This window comes from Streptomyces sp. NPDC029151 (assembly GCF_055564315.1).
The window spans coordinates 1,891,362-1,914,205 of record NZ_JBVHWQ010000001.1 but is presented as its reverse complement, the minus strand read 5'-3'; the positions used below and the strand labels follow the sequence as shown (position 1 = coordinate 1,914,205).

The window sequence follows — 22,844 nt, the reverse complement described above, 5'->3', positions numbered from 1 at the left end:
AGGAGGAGCGGGAGACGGTGCGGGAGTGTGAGCGGAGACGGCGCCGGCGGGCACGTCCTTCTCACCGCTGGGCGGCGGCGGGTGCGGCGTACTCACCGCTCTTCGTGGGCGAGTACGCCGCACCCACCGCTCAGGACGTCACCGGGGTCACCGGCAGTCCCTCCGCGCGCCAGGCCTGGAAGCCGCCGACCAGGTCCGTCGCCCGGTGCAGGCCCAGTTGGTGGAGGGAGGCGGCGGCGAGGCTGGAGGCGTAGCCCTCGTTGCAGATCACCACGACACGCAGGCCGTGTCCGGTGGCCTGGGGGAGGCGGTGGCTGCCCTGGGGGTCGAGGCGCCACTCCAGTTCGTTGCGCTCGACCACGACGGCGCCGGGGATCAGCCCGTCCCGCTCGCGCAGGGCCGCGTACCGGATGTCGACCAGCAACGCCTCACCGGACCGCGCCTCCTCGTGCGCCTCGCGTGCCCCGATGCGCCGGTACCCCGCCCGGACCTGTTCCAGCAACGCGTCGATGCCGAGGGGCGCTTCGCCCGCAACGGCGCTCTCGTGGGTCACCTCGGACACCGCCGACCGCTCGCTCGTGCCGCTCACTGCCAGTCCTCCGGGCGTTCGACCTGCTCCAGGCGCAGCACCTGGCCCGAGCGACTGTAACGGCGGATCCGGGGCAGCGGCGGGTAGTAGGCGTGGACGGAGATCGCGTGTCGGTCGAGGGACTCGTTGAGCACCTCGTGCACATGGTGACGGCCGAAGGCGCGGCCCTGTCCGGCGGACAGCCGGCGTACGCGGTCCACGCCCTCGGTGAGTTCCAGGGTCTTCCAGCCGTCGGTGGGCAGCCGCGCGGCGAGGGAGTACTCCGTGAGATCGCCCGAGGCGGTGAGGAAGGCGCCGACCGAGTCGGCGTGGTCGTGCCAGCCGGTACCGGAGCCGGGCGGCCAGCCGATCAGCCACGCCTCGCTGCCACCGGGGCCGTCCAGCCGTACCCAGGTACGGCCCTCGGGATCGAGCGGCAGGGAAGCGATCAGCTCGGCGTCGGCCGCCGTTCGCCGGACGAAGTCGAAGAGGTCAGCCTGGCTGGGCGCCGCGCCGGCTGCCGGGGACGCGGACGAGGACAGGGAAGGGGAGGGGACAGACACGTGCACCGTCCTGGGGGTTCGCGGAAACGGGCGCGCGACGGCGCCCGGAATGGGAAAGGGACGCGAATCAGCAGGACGGGCGACACACGCAGCCCGCGTAGCGGACGAGGTCCATATGGACCCTCCGCCACAGGCGCACACAGGTGTCGGTCACGATCCGGAGTACAGCATGCTGCCGTACTCCGGTCAACCGAGTGTCACTCTGCGGACGCAGGGTGCGGAGAGGGACGTTCCGGGCGCTCCGGCGCGTGCCGGCGCCTCCGCGGCGCAGGCTCGGTGCACGAGTCGGCGTACGGCCGACGCGGAGTCGGCGCACGATCCGCGCCCGCCGAAGCAGGCGCACGATCCGCGCCCGCCGAAGCCGGCGCCGGCGCGCGCTGTTCGCACGTCCCGGCGCAGGATCAGCGCGCGCCCGAACCGGCCCGCGCCGCCGCCTGCTCCTCCTGCGGCAGCTTCTGTTCCTGCTCCTGTTCCGTCCGTCCCGCGCCGCCCAGCGTGGCCTCGGCCGCCGCGTACAGGTCGGCCGGGCGGACGCCGCTCAGGGCGGTGACCAGGTGGCCGTCGGGGCGTACGAGCAGCACACTGTGCGCCGGCGCACCCGGGTAGCTCTCGGCGACCAGCAGCTCGGCGGGGTGCGGCAGCGCGGACACGGCCGCCGCGAGCCGGGGCATCACCCCCGCGGACCTCCAGTGCTTGCGTTCCCAGACACCCGTACCGGGTGCGATCAGCACGACCAGCAGCGCACCGCGGCCCAGCCGGTCGCGCAGCCGGACGAAGGAACCGTCCTCCGCCGTGACCCGGACGTCCGTGACCGGCGCCCCGGGCGCGGTCTCGACCGGGATGACGCCCTCCGCATGCCTGGACGCGAGCGGCGAGTCGCCGTACGTGCCGGGCGCGCCCAGCGGACCGCGTCCCAGGTGACCGTCGGTGAGCAGCGCGTCCTGGCTGCGGGCCGCACCCGGCACGATGTGGCGCAGCCCGCCCCCGCCGCGCAGCACCGGCAGCACCTGGTCGGCGGCGCGCAGCCGGGCGGCGACCACCGCCCGCCGCTCGGTCTGGTAGCTGTCCAGCAGGGCCTCGTGCGGGCCGTGGTGCCAGGCCGTGCCCAGTTTCCAGGCGAGGTTGTCGGCGTCCCTCAGCCCCTCGTCGAGCCCCTGTGTGCCGAGCGCGCCGAGCAGGTGTGCCGCGTCCCCCGCGACGAAGACCCGGCCGGCACGCCACCGGCGGGCCAGCCGGTGGTGCACGGTGTGGACACCGGTGTCGAGCAGCTCGTACGGCGGTGCGGTGCCGTCCGACCAGCCCGCGAGGGTCTCGCGGATCCGGGTGAGCAGGGCCTCCGGCGTGACCAGGTCCTTGCCCGGCGGCAGCAGCCAGTCCAGGCGCCACACGCCGTCCGGGAGGGGGCGGGCGGTCACCTCCCCGGCCGAGGGCCCGGACGACCGCCACGGCGGCATCCGATGGAGCAACGCCTGACCCTCCCACGGAAGTTCCACGCGCAGCGCGGCGACCGCGTGCCGTTCCACCGCCGTACGGCCCGGGAAGCGGATGTCCTGGAGTTTGCGCACGGTCGAGCGGGGGCCGTCGCAGCCGACCAGGTAGCTCCCGCGCCACCAGGTGCCCTCGGCGCCGCGGGTGTGCGCCGTGACGCCGGAACGCTCCTGCTCGATCGCGTCCACGCGGCCGTCCGCCACCAGCCGGACCAGGGGCTGAGCCGCGATGGCCGCGCGCAGGAACCCGGTGAGGAGGTGCTGGGCGATGTGCAGCGGGGCGGGCTCGTCGGCGGCGAAGGCGATCTCGCTCATCACCTGCCTGCGCCGCAGGGACCGCCATCCCGTCCAGCGCAGGCCGTGCTCACCGAGTGCGACACCGGTCAGCCGTTCCAGCAGGGCGGCGGTGTCCTCGCGCAGGACGACGGTGCGTGCCGGGCGGGGCTCGTCCTTCCCGGGGCCCTCGTCCAGGACGACGGCCGGCACCTCCTGCCGGGCCAGGGCCAGCGCGAGCGTCAGCCCGACGGGCCCCGCTCCGACGATGATCACCGGGTCCATGACGCGGCGCCCCCTGCCCGTGACGATGCCCTGACGGAGACAAGTGAACAGGAAGGTGGAGCGGGGTGCACGATCACACAACGTATGCAACCCATTGGCGGAGATCGCGTCAAGCGACCGGAGGCAGTGGCGATCACGCCACTGCCTCCGGGTGGTGCATTCGGGTCTGAGCAGGCGTCAGACCGCGGCTCCGGTTCCCGCCGCGCCCGCGATGTCCGCGGTGTCCTGGACTCCGAGCACCGCGCCGGTCGACTTCTTGCGCCGCCGCAGCCGGCCCTCCAGCCAGCTCGCGAAGGAGGTCAGCGCGAAGTTGATGACCACGAAGATCACGGCGACGACGGTGAAGGAGGCGATGGTGTTGGCGCCGTAGTAGCCGCTCATCGTGCTGGCCGAGGCGAGCAGTTCCGGGAAGGTCAGGACCGCGCCGCCGAGTGCGGTGTCCTTCACGATCACGACCAGCTGGCTGACGATCGCCGGGAGCATCGCGGTGACCGACTGCGGCAGCAGGATGAGCCGCATCACCTGGTTCTTGCGCAGTCCGATCGCCATGGCCGCCTCGGACTGGCCCTTCGGCAGGGCGAGGATGCCCGCGCGGACGATCTCCGCGAGCACCGACGCGTTGTACAGCACCAGGCCGGTGACGACCGCGTACAGGGGACGGTCGTCCGAGCTGACGTCGGTGTACTGCGCGAACAGGGCGAGCCCGAAGATCATCAGGACCAGCACGGGGATGGCGCGGAAGAACTCCACGACCACCGCGACCGGGACGCGTATCCACGCGTGGTCCGAGAGCCGGGCGATGCCGAGGACGGCGCCCAGGGGGAGGGCGATGACCATGGACAGGGCCGCGGCCTTCAGGGTGTTCTGCAGACCCGGCCAGATGTACGTCGAGTAGGCCTCGGTGCCGCTGAAGAAGGGCTTCCAGAGCGCCCACTCCAGCTGGCCCTTGTCGTCCAGGGCCTTGTACACCCACCACAGCACGGCCGCGAGGACGACGAGGAAACCCGCCGTGTAGAGGATGTTGCGCCGCTTGGCCCGGGGACCCTGGGCGTCGTACAGGAGCGCGCTCATCGCTTCACCGCCACCTTCTTGCCCACCCAGCCGAGGATCAGACCGGTCGGCAGGGTCAGACAGCAGAACCCGAAGGCGATGATCGCGGAGATCAGCAGCAGCTGCGCCTCGTTCTCCACCATCTCCTTCATCAGGAGTGCCGCTTCCGCCACGCCGATCGCCGCCGCCACGGTGGTGTTCTTCGTCAACGCGATCAGCACGTTGGTCAGCGGGCCGACGGCCGCGCGGAAGGCCTGCGGCAGCACGATCAGGCCGAGCACCTGCGTGAAGCTGAGGCCGATGGCCCGGGCCGCCTCGGCCTGGCCGACCGGAACCGTGTTGATGCCGGCGCGGATCGCCTCGCAGACGAAGGCCGACGTGTAGACGATCAGACCGAGCACGGCCAGCCGGAAGGTACTCGTCTCGACCTGGTCCGAGCCCAGGGTGACGTTCAGCGTGTCCTTCAGCCCGAGCGAGGCGAAGAGGATGATCACCGTGAGCGGGATGTTCCGCACGATGTTCACGTACGCGGTGCCGAAACCGCGCATCAGCGGCACCGGGCCCACCCGCATGGCGGCCAGCAGGGTGCCCCAGATCAGGGAGCCCACGGCGGACAGCAGCGTCAGCTGCACCGTCGTCCAGAAGGCTCCCAGCACGTCGTACTTGTCAAGAAAGTCGAACACGATCTCCCGCGCTTCCGCGTGTAGGGATGCCCGGGTGCGCCGGCCTCACGGACGGCGCACCCGACGGCATTGCCTCAGCTCTTGATGTCACCGATCTTCGGAGCGGGCTCGTTCTTGTAGCCGGCCGGGCCGAGGTTCTTGTCCACGGCCCTCTGCCAGGAACCGTCGGAGACCATCTCCTCCAGGGCCTTGTTGATCTTGGCCTTGAGGTCGCTGCCCTTCTTGACGCCGATGCCGTAGTTCTCGTTCGTCATCTTGAAGCCGCCGAGCTTGAACTTGCCCTTGAACTGCGACTGGGAGGCGTAACCCGCGAGGATCGAGTCGTCCGTGGTCAGCGCGTCGATCGCCTTGCTCTGCAGACCGGTCAGACACGCCGAGTACGTCGGGTACTGCTGCAGCTGCGCCTTGGTGGCCAGCTTGGCCTTGACGTTCTGCGCCGACGTCGAGCCGGTCACCGAGCACAGCTTCTTCTTGTTCAGGTCCGCAGGCGACGTGATGGTCTTGTCGTCCGCGCGGATCAGCACGTCCTGGTGGGCCAGCAGGTACGGGCCGGCGAAGTCGACCTTCTTCTCGCGCTCCGGGTTGATCGAGTAGGTCGCGGCGATGAAGTCGACGTCACCGCGCTGCAGCATGGTCTCGCGGTCGGCGCTCTTCGACTCCTTCCACTCGATCTGGTCGGCGCTGTAACCGAGCTTCTTGGCGACGTAGGTGGCGACGTCGACGTCGAAGCCGGCGTAACCCTGCGGGGTCTTCTGTCCGAGGCCCGGCTGGTCGTACTTGATGCCGATGGCGATCTTCTTGCCACCGCCGGACGAGCCGCCGTCGTCCTTCTTGTCGCCGCCGCAGGCGGTGGCGGTCACGGAGAGGGCGAGGAGGACGGCCGAGGCGGCGGTGACCTTGCGGAGCTTCATGGTGAACATCCTTCTGAGTGGTGAGGAACGAGTCCCTGGGACGCGGATGACGCGGCCGGGCGGTGCGGGCGGCCGGAGCGCCGGCGTCAGTGGTGCAGGATCTTGGACAGGAAGTCCTTGGCCCGGTCGCTGCGCGGGTTGCTGAAGAACTGGTCGGGCGCGGACTGTTCGACGATCCGCCCGTCCGCCATGAAGACCACACGGTTCGCGGCAGAGCGTGCGAAGCCCATCTCGTGGGTGACCACGATCATCGTCATGCCCTCACGCGCGAGCTGCTGCATGACCTCGAGGACCTCGTTGATCATCTCCGGGTCGAGGGCCGAGGTCGGCTCGTCGAAGAGCATGACCTTCGGGCCCATCGCCAGCGCCCGAGCGATCGCGACCCGCTGCTGCTGGCCGCCGGACAGCTGGGCGGGGTACTTGTCGGCCTGCGTGCCCACGCCGACCCGGTCCAGCAGGGCCCGGGCCTTCTCCTCGGCCTGCTTCCTGTCCGCCTTGCGGACCTTGACCTGGCCCAGCATCACGTTTTCGAGCACGGTCTTGTGCGCGAAGAGGTTGAACGACTGGAACACCATCCCGACGTCCGCCCGCAGCCGGGCCAGTTCGCGGCCCTCGTGCGGCAGCGGCCTGCCGTCGATCGTGATCGTGCCGGAGTCGATGGTCTCCAGGCGGTTGATGGTGCGGCACAGGGTCGACTTTCCGGACCCTGAGGGCCCGATGACCACGACGACCTCGCCGCGGGCGATCGTCAGGTCGATGTCCTGGAGCACGTGCAACGCGCCGAAGTGCTTGTTGACGCTCTTCAGGACGACCAGTTCGTCGGACGTGGCCGCGTCCTCCTTGGCCACCGATACTTTGGTCATCGCTCTCGGGCTCCGTCCTCCTCGGGTTTCCGAGGACAGTAGTGAGGGGCTGTGACCTGCGTCATCACATCTGAGGGAGATCTGAGCATCACGATCCGATAGCAATCGGACACATGTCGTAGTACTTGTGGCCTGTGCGTATATCGGCCGGGTAACGGAAGCGGCGGGCAACCGGAACCCCCTTGACGCCGTCCTTGTCCATCAGCGTCACTGCCTTGGTGCACACGCGTGTGTGTGATCCGCACGACCGACCGACCGAGACCGCACGACCACTGAACCGGAGGGGGCCGGGATGAGACTGCTCCTCGTCGAGGACGACAACCATGTCGCCGCGGCCCTGTCGGCCGTCCTCGCGCGGCACGGCTTCCAGGTCACCCACGCGCGCAGCGGCGAGGAGGCCCTCCAGGCACTCGTCCCCGAGGGCGCGGGCTTCGGCGTCGTCCTGCTCGACCTCGGCCTGCCCGACCAGGACGGTTACGAGGTCTGCGGCAAGATCCGCAAACGCACCAGCACCCCGGTGATCATGGTCACCGCCCGCTCCGACGTCCGCTCCCGCATCCACGGACTCAACCTGGGCGCGGACGATTACGTCGTCAAGCCGTACGACACCGGCGAACTGCTCGCCCGGATCCACGCCGTCAGCCGGCGCACCGTCCACGAGGACCCGGCGGCCGGCGGCGAGAGCGCCCTGCTCCTGGGCTCCGTCCGGATCGAACTGCCCACCCGGCAGGTCAGCGTGGACGGCGCCGCTGTCCAGCTGACCCGCAAGGAGTTCGACCTGCTCGCGCTGCTCGCCCAGCGGCCCGGGGTGGTCTTTCGCCGGGAACAGATCATCAGCGAGGTCTGGCGCACGAGTTGGGAGGGGACGGGCCGCACCCTGGAGGTGCACGTCGCCTCCCTGCGCGCCAAGCTGCGCATGCCCGCGCTGATCGAGACCGTACGCGGCGTCGGCTACCGGCTCGTCGCCCCGGCCGCCTAGCGGGGACGGGTGCGCACACGCCTCCTCCCGCTGCTCATCGTCCTGTTGGCAGCCGTCCTGCTCGCGCTGGGCGTCCCGCTCGCCGGCAGCGTGGCCGCCGCCCAGCAGCAGCGCGTCGTCGTCGACCGCATCGACGACACGGCGCGCTTCGCGGCGCTCGCCCAGTTCGTCACCGACGCCCCCGGCGGCTCCCGCCGCACCAGCACGGACGAGCGCCGGGAGAGTCTGCGCAGCGAGCTGGAGAGCTACTACGGCGTCTACGGCATCCGCGCGGGCGTCTTCTACCGCAACGGCTCCTCGATGGCCAACGCGCCCGACGACTGGCTCGTACCGCAATCGGGTGAGGTCCGCCGGGCGTTCGACGAGGCGCTGCTCAGCCGGCGCAGCCACGACCCGGGCCAGGTGTGGCCCTGGCAGCGCGGCCGGCTCGTCGTCGCCTCACCGGTGATCCGGGACGGGGACGTCGTCGCGGTGGTGGTCACCGACTCGCCCACCGGACAGCTGCGGTCGCGGATCCTGCGCGGCTGGCTGTTCATCGGGGCCGGTGAGATCGCGGCCATGCTGCTCGCCGTCGGCGCGGCGCTGCGGCTGACCGGGTGGGTGCTCAGACCGGTCCGGATCCTGGACGCCACCACCCATGACATCGCCACCGGACGCCTGAAGTCCCGGGTCGCGGTCGGTGGCGGGCCGCCGGAACTCAGGCGGCTGGCCCGTTCGTTCAACGAGATGGCGGACAACGTCGAGGCCGTTCTGGAGCAGCAGCGCGCCTTCGTCGCCGACGCCTCGCACCAGTTGCGCAACCCGCTCGCCGCGCTGCTGCTGCGCATCGAACTGCTCGCCCTCGAACTCCCGGAGGGCAGCGAGGAGATCGCCTCGGTCCGCACCGAGGGCAAGCGCCTCGCGCAGGTCCTCGACGACCTGCTCGACCTGGCGCTGGCCGAGCACGCCGAGGCCGACCTCCGGCTGACCGACATCGGCGCGCTGGCCGGGGAACGGGTGGCCGCGTGGGCACCGGCCGCCCAGGCCAAGGGCGTCCGGCTCGCCGGCGACTGTCCGCCGACCACCGCCTGGGCCGACCCGATCGCCCTGTCCAGCGCCCTGGACGCGGTGATCGACAACGCCGTGAAGTTCACCCCCGAGGAGGGCACGGTCGACGTCGCCGTCTGCGTGGACGGCGACGCCACCACCGTCGTCGTGACGGACACCGGGCCCGGACTCACCGACGAGGAACTCGCGCGCGTGGGCGACCGTTTCTGGCGCAGCGGCCGGCACCAGAACGTGAAGGGCTCGGGCCTCGGCCTGTCCATCAGCCGCGCCCTCCTCGCGGCGGGCGGCGGCTCGATCGACTACGCCCACCACGAGCCGCGCGGACTCCGGGTGACGGTCAGGGTGCCGCGGCACGGCGAGGCGCACGGGGAGACCACGGACATCGCCCCTTAGGGCGTGTGTGCCGGGGCGGGTGGGCTGCGGGTGCCGCGGCGCGGGATGGCGCAGGGCGGCGGTGGCTGCCGGTGCGGGCCCCGCTCTTCGCCGTCGGCTTCCGCGCGGGGGCGGCGGCCCCCTACGGCTTCACCGACCGGTAGTAGCGGCGGGCGCCCTCCTGGAGGGGCAGGGGGTCGGTGTAGATGGCGGTGCGCAGATCGACCAGTTGGGCGGAGTGGACGTGGGCGCCGATGCCGTCGCGGCTCTTGATCACCGTACGGGTCACCCACTCGGTCAGCCGGGGGTCGACGTCCGTACGGGTCATCAGCACGTTGGACACGGCGATCGTCGGCACCTGTGCACCCTGCTGGACGTCCGGGTAGGCGGACTCGGGGATGTTGGTGGCCCGGTAGTAGCGCGCGCCCTCGCCCTGGCCGTGCAGCCGGGCGACGAGGCCGTCGTCGATCGGCACGAACCGGAAGGCACGCTGCTTCGCCAGCGCGACCAGTCCGTTCGTAGGCAGTCCGCCGGACCAGAAGAAGGCGTCGATCCTGCCCTCGCGCAGCCGCGCGGGCCCGGTGTCGATGCCGTCGGCCACCGGCGTGACGTCCTTGTGCGGATCGATACCGGCGGACCGCAGCACCCGCTCGGCTATCAGCCGCACGCCGGAGTCGGGCAGCCCGGTCGCCACCCGCTTGTGCCGCAGGTCGGCGACGGTCCTGATGTCCGAGTCACGGGGCACGACGAGGTGCACGTAGTCGTCGTAGAGCCGGGCCACGCCCCGCAGCCGGCCGGCGCCGCTGCCGTGCCGCAGCTCGTACGTCGCCACCGCGTCGGCCGCCGCGATGGTGAAGTCGGCCCGGCCGGTCGCCACCCGCTGGACGTTCTCCTGGGAACCGGCGCTGTTGAGCAGCTTCACCTTCAGACCCGGCATGTCCCTCCCCAGCTCGGTGCGCAGCCGCTCGCCGTACTCCTGGTAGACCCCGCGGGGCGTGCCGGTGCTGAACACGATCGTTCCGCTCGGTGGCTTCTCGCCCAGGGGCAGCAGCCACCACAGCAGCAGCCCGAGGGCCACGGCACCGACGACCGCGCCCTGCAGCGCTCGGCGCCTGCCGAGCCGGGGGAACACCTTGGACATGCGGAGGATCCTGCCAGGCGACGTGCGGCGCTGACCAGGGCCGGGGTTACTCCCGGAGGGGGAACGGTGGTGGAGGGGGCCGGTCCGGGAGCGGGGGAGGGGGTGGGGTGTCCGTCTTCGGGCCCGGGTGCGGACGCGCGTGGCACGGGTCCGGGGCGGGGGCGCGGACGCGCGCGGTACGGGTCCGGGGCGGGGGCGCGGACGCGCGTGGCACGGGTCCGGGGAGGGGGAGCGCGGACGCGCGCGGTACGTGTCCGGGCCGGGGAGCGCGGATGCGCCCCCAGGCGCCGAGGAGCGCATGCGCGGGGTCTGTCTGTGGGTCAGGGGGTCTGCTTGTGGGCCGGGGAGCGCGGATGCGCCGGATACGCCCCCAGGCGCGGAGGAGCGCATGCGCGGGGTCTGTCTGTGGGTCAGGGAACGCATGCGGGGTCTGTCGATGGGCCGGGGAAAGGACGCGGGGTCTGTCGGTGGGCCGGGGAGCGGATGCGTGGGGTCGGTCGGTGGGCCGGGGAGCGGATGCGCGGGTTCCGGCCGGTGGCCGCGGAGTGCGTGCGTGGGGCCCGTCCGCGGGCGGCCGGCGTTGTCGGTGGCGGCCGTTAGAGTCGCCGTATGACCACTTCGCCCGCCCGCCTCGTCCGTGAGTTCCACGACGCCTTCGGTCTCGACGCCCGCACCACGCCGACGGAGGTGGACGCGAAGCTGGCCGCCCACCGCGGCGAGCTGCTCGCCGAGGAGGCCGCGGAGGTCGCCGAGGTCGCGGTGGAGGGTCCGCTGGACCGGCTGGCGCACGAGCTGGCCGACGTCGTGTACGTCGCCTACGGCACGGCCCTGGTGCACGGCATCGATCTCGACGAGGTGATCGCCGAGATCCACCGCGCCAACATGAGCAAGATCGGCCCGGACGGGAAGGTCGCCCGCCGGGCCGACGGCAAGGTGCTCAAGGGGGAGCACTACCGGGCGCCGGACGTCTCGGCCGTACTGCGCCGGCAGGGCTGGATACCCGGCGGGAACTAGGAGGACGGCGAACCGCCCGCCAGCCTCCACTCGCGGTGCAGGGCGCCCAGGGGGACGCTCCGCTGGACGACCGGGGTGCCGAAGACCGACAGCTGGAGACGCAGGGTGCCGGACAGGTCGACGCCGCCGTAGACGGCCCAGGTGCCCGTCGCCTTCGGCTCGCCGCCGTGGGAGCCCGTGGTGAGCGTCCCGGACGCCTCGCCGCGCAGATACGGGGCGAGGTCGGCGGTGACACCGACGGCGCCGTAGAGGCCCACCGTGGCCTCGGCGCCGAGTGCCGTCTTCACGTCCCCGGCGGCGGTGACGGCGGCGTGCACGGGAGTGCTGCTCATGTGCGAGGAGCTGACCGGCGTCCAGCCGCGGGCCGGCCCGAAGGCGCCGCCCGCCTTGAAATCGCCCTTGAGGCTCTGCTCGACATCGACGGTCACCCGGCCGTCGGCGCTGATCTGGACGTAGCAGGTCAGATCGAGGTTGACGACGACGGGGACCGGGCCGACCTGCAGGACGGGGTCGGCGTGCAGCTTGGCGAACGGGATCCGCAGCGGGGTGCCGGTGGCCGCAGCGGCCCGTCCCTTGACGGCCCAGCCGGAGGTCCAGTCACCGGACACACCGAGGTAGGCCGAACCGGGGGGTGCGTCGGTCCCGGCGCCGCCGTAGGCGAAGTCGACCTGCGGGGCGACCTGGACGAAGCCGTGCACGGAGGCGGTGGCGGACGCGGGAGCGTCCTTGGCGGTGGGCACTTCGGCGGCGACGTCGAGCCGGAGGCTGCCGAGCGGCACCGTCGCGCCCTCCGGTCCGGCGTGCACGTCACCGTGCTTCGCCCAGGAGACCCGGACATCGGGCAGCAGCTTGTCGACGGTGAAGGAGGACGGGTCGACGGGCACGTCACCCTTGGCCGTGGCGTCGCCCAGCAGCGCGTTGAGCGTGGCCGGTTCGGTCTGCACCTCGGTGCCGCCGTGCGTCTCGCCGATCACCTTGGTGACCTTGGCGAGCAGTCCGCGCGGTGCCCCCGGCGCGGGCGCGCTGGCGATCACGTCGCCGACGGCGGCCGGGCGCGGTGCGGCGGAGGAACCGGTGGAAGGAGTGGAGGAACCGGAAGGAGAGGAAGGGGCGGACGGGCCGGAGGTGCCGGCGGACGGGGCCGGGGAGGCGGGTGAACCGCCCTTCCCCCGGGGCTTGTCGACGATGACGGCGCGCCGGGTGTGCCCGTCGTACGAGCTGACGGTCAGTGAGGTGCTGTGGGCCCGCTGCCCGGAGCGGCCGGGGGTCGCCGTGGCGGTCGCGGTCGCCGCCGCGGCGGGGGCGGCGGCGACGGTGAGCGGGTGGTCCGTGCCGTCGGCGGACTGCTCGGTGGCCCTGACCTGCTGCCCCGTTCCGGCGGCCGGCCGGTCGGCGGCCGGCCGGTCGGCGGCCGGCGGCGGGGCCGAGGAGCAGGCCGCGGCGAGGAACAGAGAGGTCACGGCGAAGGCGGGCAGCAGGGCTCGCCTGTGCCTCATGGGTCTGTGCAAGGTGGGTCCCGTGTGGAGTGGGGGGTGGCGGAGAGGCACCGGCGATGTCCCTACTCATCGGTAGTACCGACCGGTAACTCGTTGACGAGCGTGAGCATGCCACCCCTTGCGCACAGGTCGCGCACCTTCCGGCCACACCTCAACGTGACCTGCGCCACGGGGAGTTGCGGCCGGGTGGTCCGCGTGCGGCAGGGGCGGGCTCAGCGTCCGAGGAGGCCCGTACCGCCGAGGTGGGTCAGCAGATCCGCGAGGCCGGCGACGTCCGCCGCGGGCCACGCCGGGCCGGCGAAGATCTCCGCGGCGGTCTCCTCCGCCGTCGCCAGCATCTCCGTCAGCCGCCGCCGGCCCGTCGCGGTCAGGGCCGCGTACGCCACGCGCGCGTCCCGGGCGTCCGGTTCCCGGGTCACCAGCCCGATCCGCTCCAGCGGAGCCAGCCCGCGCGTGACCCCGGAGGCGGTCAACCCCAGCGCTTCGGCCAGATCGACTCGGCGCATCCGGCCGCCGGGTGCCCGACCCAGCCGGAGGAGCAGGGTGAAGTCGGCGAGACTGACGCCGTGCAGCCCGCTCAGCCGGGCGTCGAAGCGCCGTACGAGTGCCGTCTGGGCCCGCACGAGCCGTAGCGCCGTGTCCAGAGCCTCACTCACGGCCCGCCTCCTCCCCGCCTGTTGTCACGTCCCGTGTCTCCTGCCGCCCGCAGGATCTCCCCGCTGTCATGTGCGGGATCCTTGACCACTCAAGTTTATGCGCACGCTTCATCGGCCCGTCGTGCGGGCGGCGCGGCGCTGTCGCTTGCCCAAGGGGGCCTGGGAGAGGTCCTCGGCGGTGGCCCGCAGGTGCTTGAAGCCGTAGCCGCGCTCGGTGAGCCACGCCTTCGCCGCCTCCTCGGCGCGCTCCGTCGCCTCCAGGATGTCCTCCTCCTTCTCGCCCGTCGCGCAGAAGCGGAAGACGAAGGCGGGCCGGGCGGCGATGTCGTAGGTGAGGGTGCCCTCCGGGGTGAAGGCGGCACGCAGGACGTCGTGTTCGGCGGCGTCGGCCAGCAGGGCGGCGCGCTGGGCGCCGGTGAGGGCGTCGAAGGCGCCGCGGACGGTGATGCGGAAGGTTCGTGTGGTCATTCGGCGACCCTAGGCACAGGAGGGGCCGGCTCTCCAGCGGGTTTTGCGGCGGCCGTCCGGTGCGGGGTGCGGTCGCCGGCGCGGATGGCCGGCCGGCGCACCCCGTGAGCGGCCGGTGCGCTCCGCCCGCGTGGCCGGGGCACCCGCATGAGAGGTTGGAGCCATGACGAAGCACATCGCGCTGCTGCGCGGGGTCAACGTCGGCAGCAGCGCGAGGATCGGCATGAAGGACCTTCGCGGCCTGTTCGTCGGCATGGGGTTCGAGGACGTGCAGACCTATCTGCAGAGCGGGAACGTGGTGTTCGGCGCGCCCGGAACCCCGGGCGAGGAGGGGTTGCGCCCCGCGGAACTCGCCGCGCGCATCGAGCAGCGGATCGCCGACGACCTGGGGGTGTCCGTCACGGTCCTGCTGCGCACCGGCGACTCCCTGGGCCGTACCCTCGCCGCCAACCCGTACCTGGAGCAGGAGGACGACCCGGCCAAGCTGCACGTCACCTTCCTCGCCGAGGCACCGACCGCCGAGCAGGCCGCCCGCCTTCAGGTGCCGGCCGGTGAGACCGGCGTGTTCACCCTGGCCGGCGACGAGATCCACCTGCACGTCCCCGACGGTTACGGCCGGACCAAGCTCAACAACACCTTCGTCGAGCGCCGCCTCGGCATGCGGGCCACGACCCGCAACTGGAAGACGGTCACCGCCCTGCACAAGCTGGCCACCGGGGACTAGGGCCACTCTTCCGGATCCTGCCGGAAGGCCCCGGCCGGGCCGGGCGGCCAGGGCGGTGACCGGTGTGCGGCCAGGGCGGTGACCGGTGTGCTGCCGAGTCGGGAGCCGTCAGCCGGTGTAGCCGGCGAAGACGCGGGTGTAGTCCCAGTCGGACTGGCCGACGCCGGAGCAGCTGTCGGCGGGGCCGCCGGTGCAGGGGCGGTCCCGGTTGGCGGACCAGAACGTCAGCCGGGCCAGGTGGTGCTGCTGGGCGTAGCCGAGGATGGTACGGAAGTCGGCCACCGTGACGGTCTCGTTCTGGTCGGTGACGCCGTTCATGGAGGAGATGCCCATGTCCCGGTAGGCCTGGTCGTCGCTGAAGTGGTACGCGGTCTTCAGCGCGTTCTTCAGGCCCTCGGCCGCCCGCACGGTCAGGTCGCCCATGTTCTGTCCGGCGCCGCCGAAGTCGAACGGCATGATCGCCCAGGCGTCGACGCTCAGCCCGGAGGAGGCCGCCCGGTTGATGAGGCCGGTGTCGGGGCCGCTCTGCCCGGTGCCGATGGTGACGTACACCTTCAGGCCCGGGTTGTTCGCCTTCACGGTCTTCAGCGCGTCGACCGTGCGCTGCTGGACGGTGCCGTTGGCGTAGGCGTCGGCCTCCAGGTCGATGTCGATCGCCTTCAGGCCGTAGGCGTCGACGACCTTCTGGTAGGCGGCGGCGAGTTCACCGGCGCTGGAGCAGGAACTCTCCAGTTTGTTGCCGCTGTAACCGCCGAAGGACGGGATGACGTCACCGCCGTTCGCCCGCACGGTGGTGACGGTCTGCTGGTCCACCCCGCCGGTCAGCGGACGGCTGCCGTCCCACTGGGGGTTGCAGTAGCCGTTGCTGAGCACGAAGGCGAGGGTGAACCACTTCACGCCGGTCGCCCGGGTGATCGTGGTGGGGCTGGGCGGGCTGCCCCAGCCGTTGTAGAGGTACGGCGCCACGGCCATCGGCGCGGACGGGGTGGTGCCGCCGCCGGCCGCGGGCGCGTTCCACTTCTGGTTGGCGCCGCCGGTGCAGCTCCAGATCTGCGCGCGGGTGCCGTTGGCGGAGGTGTTCCCGGTGACGTCCAGACACTTGTCGGCCTGCGGGTTGACGATGTCGTGGGCGGCGGTGACGGTCCACTTCTGGTTGGCGCCGCCGGTGCAGGTCCACAGCTGTGCCTTGGCGCCGTCGGCGGTCGAGTTGCCGGTGACGTCGAGACACTTGCCGAGGGCGCGGAGGGTGCCGTCGCCGCCGACGGTCCACTGCTGGGCGGCGGTGCCGTTGCAGTCGTAGATCTGCACGGGTGTGCCGTCCGCGGAGTCGGCCCCGGCGACGTCGAGGCACTTGCCGGCGAGGCCGGTGATGGAGCCGGTGGCCGCCTGGGCGGGGGAGGCGGTGAGCAGGCCGGTGGACAGGGTGAGGGCGGTGACCGCGAGCGCGGTGGACGCGGACAGGGGGAGGGATCTGGCTCGGGGCATGGGTGGGGGCCCGCCTCTCGTGGGGGTGGTGGGGTGGTCGCCCCGAGAAGCTAGAGGTCCAGACCACTTACGTCAAGGTGTGAAGTAAGAAGTGAGGGAAGGGGGTTGGCCGATTCGGGGCCGGTCCGGCGCGCCTCCCGCGCGACCAGGGCTGACGCTGGCCGGAAGTCGTCACCAGTGGATCAGTGGGCCAATAAGCTCGAGACGCCTGGCGTTCCAGGCGGTCATGTCAATCCGGCCGGACTGGCCGGTCTCGGGGAAAGGGCCTGAACTGCGGTGGAGGACAAGCGGGTTGTCGTCGTGACCGGCGGAGGGTCGGGCATCGGGCAGGCCACCGCCCGGCTGCTGAGCGAGGCGGGTCACCATGTGGTCGTCTCCGGCCGACGGGTCGAGCCCCTGGAGCGCCTCGCGCAGGAGACGGGGGCGCTGGCGCATCCGTCCGACGTGGGCGACCCCGACGCGGCCGAGGGGCTCGTCCAGGCCGCCCTGACCGCGTACGGACGGCTCGACGGGCTGGTGCTGAACGCGGGCATCGGACGCGGGGGAGCCGTCGGCGACATGTCTCTGCAGGACTGGGACGACGTGATGCGGACCAACCTGACCGGCCCGATGCTGCTGCTCCGCGCCGCCATCCCGCACCTGCTGGAGTCCGCCGGCTCGGTGGTCGCCGTCGCCTCGGTCTCCGCGCTGCGCAACGGCACCGGCAACGCGCCGTACGCCACCTCCAAGGCGGCCCTGCTCCAGCTGTGCCGCTCCGTCGCCGTCGACTACGGGCGGCAGGGCGTGCGGGCCAACATCGTGTGTCCCGGCTGGGTACGGACCGAGATGGCCGACCGCCGCATGGCGCGCTTCGCCGCGGAGGCCGAGCTTCCGGGCGGCGACACGGAAGCCGGTTACGAGGAGGCGACCCGGCTGCTGCCCCAGGGGCGCCCCGGCGAACCGCGCGAGGTCGCGGAGGCGATCAGCTGGCTGCTGTCGCCGGCGGCGTCGTACGTCAACGGATCGGTGCTCACCGTCGACGGCGGTGCGACGGCACTGGACCCGGGGACCCTCGCCTTCGACTTCCGGGTCACGCCGCGGGAGGTCTGACCGCGGAGGGGGGCCGGGTCCACGGGGTCCCCGGACGGCTGGGGACCAGAGGGGAGAGAGCCGGGTCGGCCGGGTCGGTGACCAGCGGCAACTACGCTCCCTGGCCCGGCTCGGGCCCCCGCGGCTCGGCCGGGGCCGCATCTCGCCTGGTCCTCCCCCGCCCGGCTCCACTGCCCTACTGCGCCGAGGACGACCGTCCCCGGCAAGGCAGCACGTCCGTCATGGACGGCCACATCCGGGCGATTCCCAGCAGGGTCTCGGAGCTGCCGTGCGTCACCCCGGGCAGCGGCTGGGCGGCGGAGGACGGGGGCACGCCGACGAGGACGGCTCGCCGGGCCTGTCCCACCGCCGCGGCGAGCGCCGCGGACGCGAGGCGGTCGTCCCGCACGCCCGCTTGCCGGGCGAGCCGGTGGGCCCGCTCGTAGGCGTCCGGCTGGACGTACTGCTGCAGCGTGAGCAGCGCGTCGTACGTCTCGATCGTCTGCCGGTGTGCCAGCAGCGCGGGCGGGTACCGCGGCCACAGCACCTCCTGGAGCCGGGTCCGGCGGGGCCGGGCGAGGGCCACGTGGGGCACCGCCGTCACCAGGTCGTGCCACAGCGGCCACAGCTGCCATGTGGTCCGCAGCGCGGTGGCCGACCGGGCCAGCGCGGTCGCGGACGGGACCAGCAGGGACGCCGCCCGCAGGAAGCCGTGCACGCCCATGATCACGGACAGGTAGGGCAGCAGCCCCGGGGCGGGGTCGCAGAGGTGGAACAGGTAACCGGACCAGAAGGCGAGGGCGAGCACGCTGCCCGCCGCGAAGAGCCGCAGGGACCAGACGAGGTCGCGCTCCGTCGTCCGCAGGCTGTACCCCCAGCAGACCACGACCGCGACGGCGTCCCCGGCGAGGTGGGCGGCGATGAGGATCAGCCAGTAGGCGGAGGAGGCGGACGCGGGCCGCTGGGCGGCCGCCGCCCCCGCGGCCCCGTGGTCCACCTGCAGCAGGTCGAGCGCGAGCAGCGAGACCAGGGCGGCCGTCATTCCCACCGCCACCAGAAGGCGCAGACGCGGAGCCCGGTTCGAGTCGATCACGAACAGCAGGACCAGCCCCGCGCTGAGGACGCCGATCAGGTTGCGGGTGAGGGACACGGTGTGGACGTCGATGCCGGCGGACGTGAGCCAGGCGACGACCTTCGGCTGGAAGAGGGTGATCGCGGTGGTCGCGGCCAGGACGGTGATCCACAGTCCGCGCAGGCTGGGCCGGCGCAGCGCGCCCCGGGCCCGCCAGACCAGGGCGAACCACAGGGAGAGGACGCTGGCGAGCCCGACCTGCGCCGCCAGCTCACTCACCGGCGTCCGCCGTCACCCCGAGGAACGCGCCGAGCCGCCCCAGCGGGCCGGCGACCGGACCGGCCGTCCCGGCGCTCTGGATCAGGCTGGCGATCATCTCGGCCTCCTGCTCCTCGGTGGTCGTGTAACTCGTCCTGGCCATCACCCGCCGCACCAGGTGCGGCTGCAGACCGTCGAGGAGGCGGTCCGTCCCGTCGTCACCGTCGTCCGTGAGGCTCCGGTGGTGGTCGCACAGCACATGACCGATCTCGTGGAGGATGATGTGCTCGCGGTGGAGCGGGGCGGTCCGGGCCTCGTAGAACACGTAGTCGGCGTTGTCGGTGCCCAGCCAGAGCCCGCAGGCGCCGCTCGCCGCCGCCTCCTCCGGCAGCTCGCGCAGCACGAGCGGACGGCCTCTGAGTTCCTCCACCCGCGCACAGACCGCGTCCAGGGACAGCGACCGAGGCACTCCGAGATCACGCAGGATCGCGGTACAACGGCGCTGCAGCGCGGCGAACTCCCCGGATCTCCTCACCTGCCGTACGCGGATGGCCAAATCTCCAACTCCCGGGCGAGGAACCAGTTCCCGTCTCCAGCGGACAAGGTGTCGCTCACACATAAGCAGGTCACGCACCGCCTTGAACACGTCTGCCGGGCCTTTTGGTCTCCCTTTGGCGAAATCCTTCCCTTGCCGGGTGCGGGCGGCGGACCGGGGCACCGGTGGCGGCCCGGCCGGACAAGGCGGGCGGAGCGCCTTCCGGCACCACCTACCCTTGAAGCATGACCAGCAGCAGCGACCGGAGCCCGGCAGTGGACGTTCCCGCCCCCAAGAGTTACGAGATCCGCACCTACGGGTGCCAGATGAACGTCCACGACTCCGAGCGATTGGCCGGTCTGCTGGAGGACGCCGGGTACGTGCGGGCCCCCGAGGGGTCGGACGGCGACGCGGACGTCGTCGTCTTCAACACCTGCGCGGTCCGGGAGAACGCCGACAACCGGCTGTACGGCAACCTCGGCCGGCTCGCGCCCAAGAAGACCTCGCGCCCCGGCATGCAGATCGCGGTCGGCGGCTGCCTCGCGCAGAAGGACCGCGACACCATCGTGAAGAAGGCGCCCTGGGTGGACGTCGTCTTCGGCACGCACAACATCGGCAAGCTGCCCGTCCTGCTGGAGCGCGCCCGCGTCCAGGAGGAGGCGCAGGTCGAGATCGCCGAGTCGCTGGAGGCCTTCCCCTCCACGCTGCCGACCCGCCGCGAGAGCGCGTACGCGGCCTGGGTGTCGATCTCGGTCGGCTGCAACAACACCTGCACCTTCTGCATCGTCCCGGCCCTGCGCGGCAAGGAGAAGGACCGCCGCCCCGGCGACATCCTCGCCGAGATCGAGGCCCTCGTCGGCGAGGGCGTCTCCGAGATCACGCTGCTCGGCCAGAACGTCAACGCCTACGGCTCCGACATCGGCGACCGCGAGGCCTTCAGCAAGCTGCTGCGCGCCTGCGGGAACATCGAGGGCCTGGAGCGGGTCCGCTTCACCTCCCCGCACCCCCGTGACTTCACCGACGACGTGATCGCGGCCATGGCCGAGACGCCGAACGTGATGCCCCAGCTGCACATGCCGCTGCAGTCCGGCTCGGACACCGTCCTGAAGGCGATGCGCCGCTCCTACCGGCAGGAGCGCTACCTGGGGATCATCGAGAAGGTCCGCGCCGCCATCCCGGACGCCGCGATCACCACCGACATCATCGTGGGCTTCCCCGGCGAGACCGAGGAGGACTTCGAGCAGACGCTGCACGTCGTCCGCGAGGCCCGCTTCGCGCAGGCGTTCACCTTCCAGTACTCCAAGCGCCCCGGCACCCCCGCCGCGACCATGGACGACCAGATCCCCAAGGAGGTCGTCCAGGCGCGCTACGAGCGGCTGGTCGCCCTCCAGGAGGAGATCTCCTGGGAGGAGAACAAGAAGCAGGTCGGCCGCACCCTGGAACTGATGGTCGCCGAGGGCGAGGGCCGCAAGGACGGCGCCACGCACCGCCTCTCCGGCCGCGCCCCCGACAACCGCCTCGTCCACTTCACCAAGCCGGACCAGGAGGTCCGCCCCGGTGACGTGGTCACGGTCAAGGTGACGTACGCCGCCCCGCACCACCTCCTCGCCGAGGGCCCGGTCCTCGACGTGCGCCGCACGCGCGCGGGGGACGCCTGGGAGAAGCGCAACGCCGCGGCGGCCGCCAAGCCGGCGGGCGTCATGCTCGGCCTCCCCAAGATCGGCGCCCCGGCTCCGCTGCCGGTGGCGACGGGGAGCGGCTGCGGCTGCGACTGACGGGCGGCGCGGCCGTCCTTGATCGGCGGCCGCGCCGGCCCCGCCCACGGTGGGTCCAGGTGCGAGGGGTCGAGGGTGGCCAGGCTCTCGGTGACGAAGCCCGTCGTGCGGTCCTGAGAGGTGATCCACCTCGCCGACGTGCTCCGACGGCGCTCCGGCGGCGCTGCGGCGTCACGCCGGCACGGCCGCGGCGGCGCCCCGGTGCTGCTCCGGAAGGCGCTGCGGCGGCGCCCGTCGTGGTCTCCGGGCGGCGCTCCGACGTGCGTCCGAAGCGTCCCACCGATGCCGCTCCGACGTGTTCCGACGCGTCCCACCGATGTCGCTCCGACGTGCTCCGACGCGTCCCACCAAGGTCGCTCCGACGTGCTTCCGACGTCCTGATCGAGGAGTGACACCCGGCCGTCCTGCCGGGTTACGCTGCCGATCATGCTTGTCGCCGCCGCCGTATGCCCCTGCCCGCCGCTGCTCGTGCCCGAGGTCGCCGCGGGTGCCGCTCCGGAACTGGAGGCCGCGCGCGCGGCCTGCGCGGACGCGCTCGGTGTGCTCGCCGCCGCCCGCCCCGACCTGCTGGTGGTCGTCGGGCACGCCGGAGAGAGCGGGCTGGGCCGGTACCCGCAGGGCGCCCCGGGTGCCTTCCGAGGCTTCGGGGTCGACCTGGACGTACACCTGGGTCACCCGGGAGCCGTAGGCCGCCCCGTCCCGGAACGCGAGCTGCCGACCTCACTGGCCGTCGCCGCCTGGCTGCTGGAGCGGACCGGCTGGGCCGACGCACCGATCGAGGGGCTCGCCGTCCCGGACACACTGGAGCCGGAGCAGTGCGCCGAGACCGGGCGCGAGCTGGCCGGCCGGGCCGGCCGGGTGGCCCTCCTGGTCATGGGGGACGGCAGCGCCTGCCGCACCCTCAAGGCACCCGGATACCTGGACGAGCGGGCGGCCCCCTTCGACGCGGAGGCCGCCCGGGCCCTCGCGGCGGCCGACGTGTCCGCCCTGCGGGCACTGGACCCCGGCCTGGCCCGGGAACTGAAGGCGGCCGGCCGCGCCCCCTGGCAGATCCTGGCCGGCGCGGCCGAGGGGGCCGGCCTCGCCGGCGGCCTGCTGTACGAGGACGCGCCGTACGGCGTCGGGTACATGGTGGCGACCTGGTCCTGACACGGGCGTGGACCAGCCGGCCAAGGCGCCGCTCGCCCGCACAGGTTTCTTCTTGAACCCACCCCGGACAGCGACCGGGGCGGCCCGTGGTGCACAGGCCGCCCCGGTCGCGTGGTCACCGGCACGGCGGCCGGTGTCCGGTTCCTCAGGACGCCGGCGGTGGGCCCTCCGGCGGTGCCGGGCGGGTCGGGGTCGTGGGAGTGTGGGGCGCCGCGTCCGGGCCGCTCTTGTGCGCGAGGCGGTCCATCGCCTCCTTGGCCCTGCCCGTGCCCGCCTGGATCTTGTCGCTGTACTTGTGCTTGGTCCGTTCGTCGACGGCCTTCGCGGCCTTGTCGATCCCGTGCTGGACCTTGTCCCCGTGCTGCCGCGCGAGGTCCGACACCTTGTCCTTGGCCGGGCCCAGCCTGGCCTTCATGTTGTCCATCAGACCCATGGTCCACCTTCCCTCGCGGGACAGTTATCCGCGGGCGCCCTCACCGGCTTCCCTGTCGGCGGCCTTCCCGGCGGACTGCTGCCGGGGGATCCCGGCGCCCTCGGACGCGTCGTCCGCACCGGAGTCCGACGGCGCGGCCACGTCACCGTGCCCGTCCCCGGACGCCTCCTCGGCCTCCGCGGTCCCGACCTCGCTCGCCGGCACCGTCACCTCGGCCTGCTCCGCCCCGGCTTCCGCCGGCTCCGAGCCGGTGTGCGCCGGTGCGTCCGACGCCTCCGGAGTCGCCTTCGACCTGCCGAGAAGCCGTTCAAACACGCCCATATCCACTCCATACGGTACTCGTGCGGGCGAATTCCCGCGTCGCCCGGTGCGTACGGTTGCGCCGCCCGGGCCACCGCCTCCGGCACCCCGGAGGGCGGTACCTCGCCACGGGCAACGACCTGGGACGCGCACCGTCACGTAACTCGTTCGAGACCTCACCGGCAGGTT

The 22,844-nt window shown here is 72.5% G+C and carries 24 protein-coding genes; 7 read left to right on the top strand and 17 right to left on the bottom strand.

Annotated elements, in window-relative coordinates; translation table 11 throughout:
- Positions 1-130: 130 nt before the first annotated feature.
- The 8 genes from ACZ4VF_RS07580 to ACZ4VF_RS07545 form a co-directional block, all read right to left on the bottom strand.
- Entirely contained in the window at positions 131-589 is a 459-nt protein-coding gene (locus tag ACZ4VF_RS07580; protein WP_467923696.1) for a rhodanese-like domain-containing protein, read from the bottom strand.
- Positions 586-1,137, bottom strand: a complete 552-nt coding sequence (locus ACZ4VF_RS07575) for a cupin domain-containing protein (protein ID WP_467923695.1) — start codon at positions 1,135-1,137, stop codon at positions 586-588. Before ACZ4VF_RS07575 ends, ACZ4VF_RS07580 begins: the two co-directional genes overlap by 4 nt.
- 61 nt (positions 1,138-1,198) lie before the next feature.
- On the bottom strand, positions 1,199-1,270 hold the full coding sequence (locus tag ACZ4VF_RS07570) for a putative leader peptide (protein WP_309544753.1): 72 nt from the start codon (positions 1,268-1,270) through the stop codon (positions 1,199-1,201).
- Between the two features lie 262 nt (positions 1,271-1,532).
- Complete coding sequence (locus ACZ4VF_RS07565; protein WP_467923694.1) at positions 1,533-3,176, bottom strand: FAD-dependent monooxygenase; 1,644 nt, start codon at positions 3,174-3,176, stop codon at positions 1,533-1,535.
- Between the two features lie 177 nt (positions 3,177-3,353).
- A complete protein-coding gene (locus ACZ4VF_RS07560; protein ID WP_467923693.1) occupies positions 3,354-4,247 on the bottom strand; it encodes an amino acid ABC transporter permease in 894 nt (297 codons plus the stop codon).
- Positions 4,244-4,909: an amino acid ABC transporter permease gene (locus ACZ4VF_RS07555; protein WP_467923692.1), complete on the bottom strand. Its 666-nt coding sequence runs from the start codon at positions 4,907-4,909 to the stop codon at positions 4,244-4,246. The genes ACZ4VF_RS07560 and ACZ4VF_RS07555 overlap by 4 nt, the downstream gene beginning before the upstream one ends.
- A 74-nt stretch (positions 4,910-4,983) precedes the next feature.
- Positions 4,984-5,820, bottom strand: a complete 837-nt coding sequence (locus ACZ4VF_RS07550) for a glutamate ABC transporter substrate-binding protein (RefSeq protein WP_467923691.1) — start codon at positions 5,818-5,820, stop codon at positions 4,984-4,986.
- An 86-nt stretch (positions 5,821-5,906) separates the two neighbouring features.
- The gene (locus ACZ4VF_RS07545) at positions 5,907-6,683 is read right to left on the bottom strand and encodes an amino acid ABC transporter ATP-binding protein (RefSeq protein ID WP_467923690.1); all 777 of its coding nucleotides are present in this window, start codon (positions 6,681-6,683) and stop codon (positions 5,907-5,909) included.
- A 292-nt stretch (positions 6,684-6,975) separates the two neighbouring features.
- On the opposite strand from ACZ4VF_RS07545, the gene ACZ4VF_RS07540 reads away from it, so the two are divergent.
- A complete protein-coding gene (locus ACZ4VF_RS07540; RefSeq protein ID WP_467923689.1) occupies positions 6,976-7,662 on the top strand; it encodes a response regulator transcription factor in 687 nt (228 codons plus the stop codon).
- Between the two features lie 9 nt (positions 7,663-7,671).
- Positions 7,672-9,102 (top strand): sensor histidine kinase, encoded by a 1,431-nt coding sequence (locus tag ACZ4VF_RS07535; RefSeq protein ID WP_467923688.1) that lies wholly within the window; start codon positions 7,672-7,674, stop codon positions 9,100-9,102.
- A gap of 121 nt (positions 9,103-9,223) precedes the next feature.
- On the opposite strand, the gene ACZ4VF_RS07530 is transcribed toward ACZ4VF_RS07535, so the two are convergent.
- Positions 9,224-10,222, bottom strand: coding sequence for a TAXI family TRAP transporter solute-binding subunit (locus ACZ4VF_RS07530; RefSeq protein WP_467923687.1), 999 nt, complete (start codon positions 10,220-10,222; stop codon positions 9,224-9,226).
- A gap of 609 nt (positions 10,223-10,831) precedes the next feature.
- Here ACZ4VF_RS07530 and ACZ4VF_RS07525 point away from each other — a divergent pair.
- Positions 10,832-11,236: a pyrophosphohydrolase domain-containing protein gene (locus ACZ4VF_RS07525; protein WP_467923686.1), complete on the top strand. Its 405-nt coding sequence runs from the start codon at positions 10,832-10,834 to the stop codon at positions 11,234-11,236.
- Here ACZ4VF_RS07525 and ACZ4VF_RS07520 read toward each other — a convergent pair.
- The 3 genes from ACZ4VF_RS07520 to ACZ4VF_RS07510 all read right to left on the bottom strand — a co-directional run bounded on the left by ACZ4VF_RS07520 (position 11,233) and on the right by ACZ4VF_RS07510 (position 13,856).
- Positions 11,233-12,732, bottom strand: a complete 1,500-nt coding sequence (locus ACZ4VF_RS07520) for a hypothetical protein (RefSeq protein WP_467923685.1) — start codon at positions 12,730-12,732, stop codon at positions 11,233-11,235. The two genes, ACZ4VF_RS07525 and ACZ4VF_RS07520, sit on opposite strands and share 4 nt — an antisense overlap.
- Positions 12,733-12,944: 212 nt before the next feature.
- Positions 12,945-13,388, bottom strand: coding sequence for a MarR family winged helix-turn-helix transcriptional regulator (locus ACZ4VF_RS07515; protein ID WP_467923684.1), 444 nt, complete (start codon positions 13,386-13,388; stop codon positions 12,945-12,947).
- Positions 13,389-13,496: 108 nt separating this feature from the next.
- Positions 13,497-13,856 carry a DUF6204 family protein gene (locus ACZ4VF_RS07510; protein ID WP_467923683.1) on the bottom strand — a complete coding sequence of 120 codons (360 nt, stop codon included), beginning with the start codon at positions 13,854-13,856 and terminating at the stop codon, positions 13,497-13,499.
- A 163-nt stretch (positions 13,857-14,019) separates the two neighbouring features.
- Between ACZ4VF_RS07510 and ACZ4VF_RS07505 the strand changes: the two genes are divergently transcribed.
- Positions 14,020-14,580: a DUF1697 domain-containing protein gene (locus ACZ4VF_RS07505; RefSeq protein ID WP_467923682.1), complete on the top strand. Its 561-nt coding sequence runs from the start codon at positions 14,020-14,022 to the stop codon at positions 14,578-14,580.
- Between the two features lie 108 nt (positions 14,581-14,688).
- Here ACZ4VF_RS07505 and ACZ4VF_RS07500 read toward each other — a convergent pair whose 3' ends face one another.
- Positions 14,689-16,065: a lectin gene (locus ACZ4VF_RS07500; protein WP_467923681.1), complete on the bottom strand. Its 1,377-nt coding sequence runs from the start codon at positions 16,063-16,065 to the stop codon at positions 14,689-14,691.
- 276 nt (positions 16,066-16,341) lie between these two features.
- Between ACZ4VF_RS07500 and ACZ4VF_RS07495 the strand changes: the two genes are divergently transcribed.
- Positions 16,342-17,154 carry an SDR family NAD(P)-dependent oxidoreductase gene (locus ACZ4VF_RS07495; protein ID WP_467923680.1) on the top strand — a complete coding sequence of 271 codons (813 nt, stop codon included), beginning with the start codon at positions 16,342-16,344 and terminating at the stop codon, positions 17,152-17,154.
- 175 nt (positions 17,155-17,329) lie between these two features.
- On the opposite strand, the gene ACZ4VF_RS07490 is transcribed toward ACZ4VF_RS07495, so the two are convergent.
- Both ACZ4VF_RS07490 and ACZ4VF_RS07485 read right to left on the bottom strand, forming a co-directional pair.
- Complete coding sequence (locus tag ACZ4VF_RS07490) at positions 17,330-18,484, bottom strand: MAB_1171c family putative transporter (protein WP_467923679.1); 1,155 nt, start codon at positions 18,482-18,484, stop codon at positions 17,330-17,332.
- Complete coding sequence (locus ACZ4VF_RS07485; protein ID WP_467923678.1) at positions 18,477-18,932, bottom strand: regulator component; 456 nt, start codon at positions 18,930-18,932, stop codon at positions 18,477-18,479. The genes ACZ4VF_RS07490 and ACZ4VF_RS07485 overlap by 8 nt, the downstream gene beginning before the upstream one ends.
- 311 nt (positions 18,933-19,243) lie before the next feature.
- On the opposite strand from ACZ4VF_RS07485, the gene miaB reads away from it, so the two are divergent.
- Entirely contained in the window at positions 19,244-20,773 is a 1,530-nt protein-coding gene (gene miaB / locus ACZ4VF_RS07480; RefSeq protein ID WP_467923677.1) for a tRNA (N6-isopentenyl adenosine(37)-C2)-methylthiotransferase MiaB, read from the top strand.
- A 426-nt stretch (positions 20,774-21,199) separates the two neighbouring features.
- Entirely contained in the window at positions 21,200-21,922 is a 723-nt protein-coding gene (locus tag ACZ4VF_RS07475; protein WP_467923676.1) for a class III extradiol dioxygenase subunit B-like domain-containing protein, read from the top strand.
- Between the two features lie 145 nt (positions 21,923-22,067).
- Here ACZ4VF_RS07475 and ACZ4VF_RS07470 read toward each other — a convergent pair whose 3' ends face one another.
- The gene (locus tag ACZ4VF_RS07470) at positions 22,068-22,355 is read right to left on the bottom strand and encodes an antitoxin (RefSeq protein WP_467923675.1); all 288 of its coding nucleotides are present in this window, start codon (positions 22,353-22,355) and stop codon (positions 22,068-22,070) included.
- A 24-nt stretch (positions 22,356-22,379) separates the two neighbouring features.
- Positions 22,380-22,676 (bottom strand): hypothetical protein, encoded by a 297-nt coding sequence (locus tag ACZ4VF_RS07465; protein ID WP_467923674.1) that lies wholly within the window; start codon positions 22,674-22,676, stop codon positions 22,380-22,382.
- Positions 22,677-22,844: the final 168 nt, after the last annotated feature.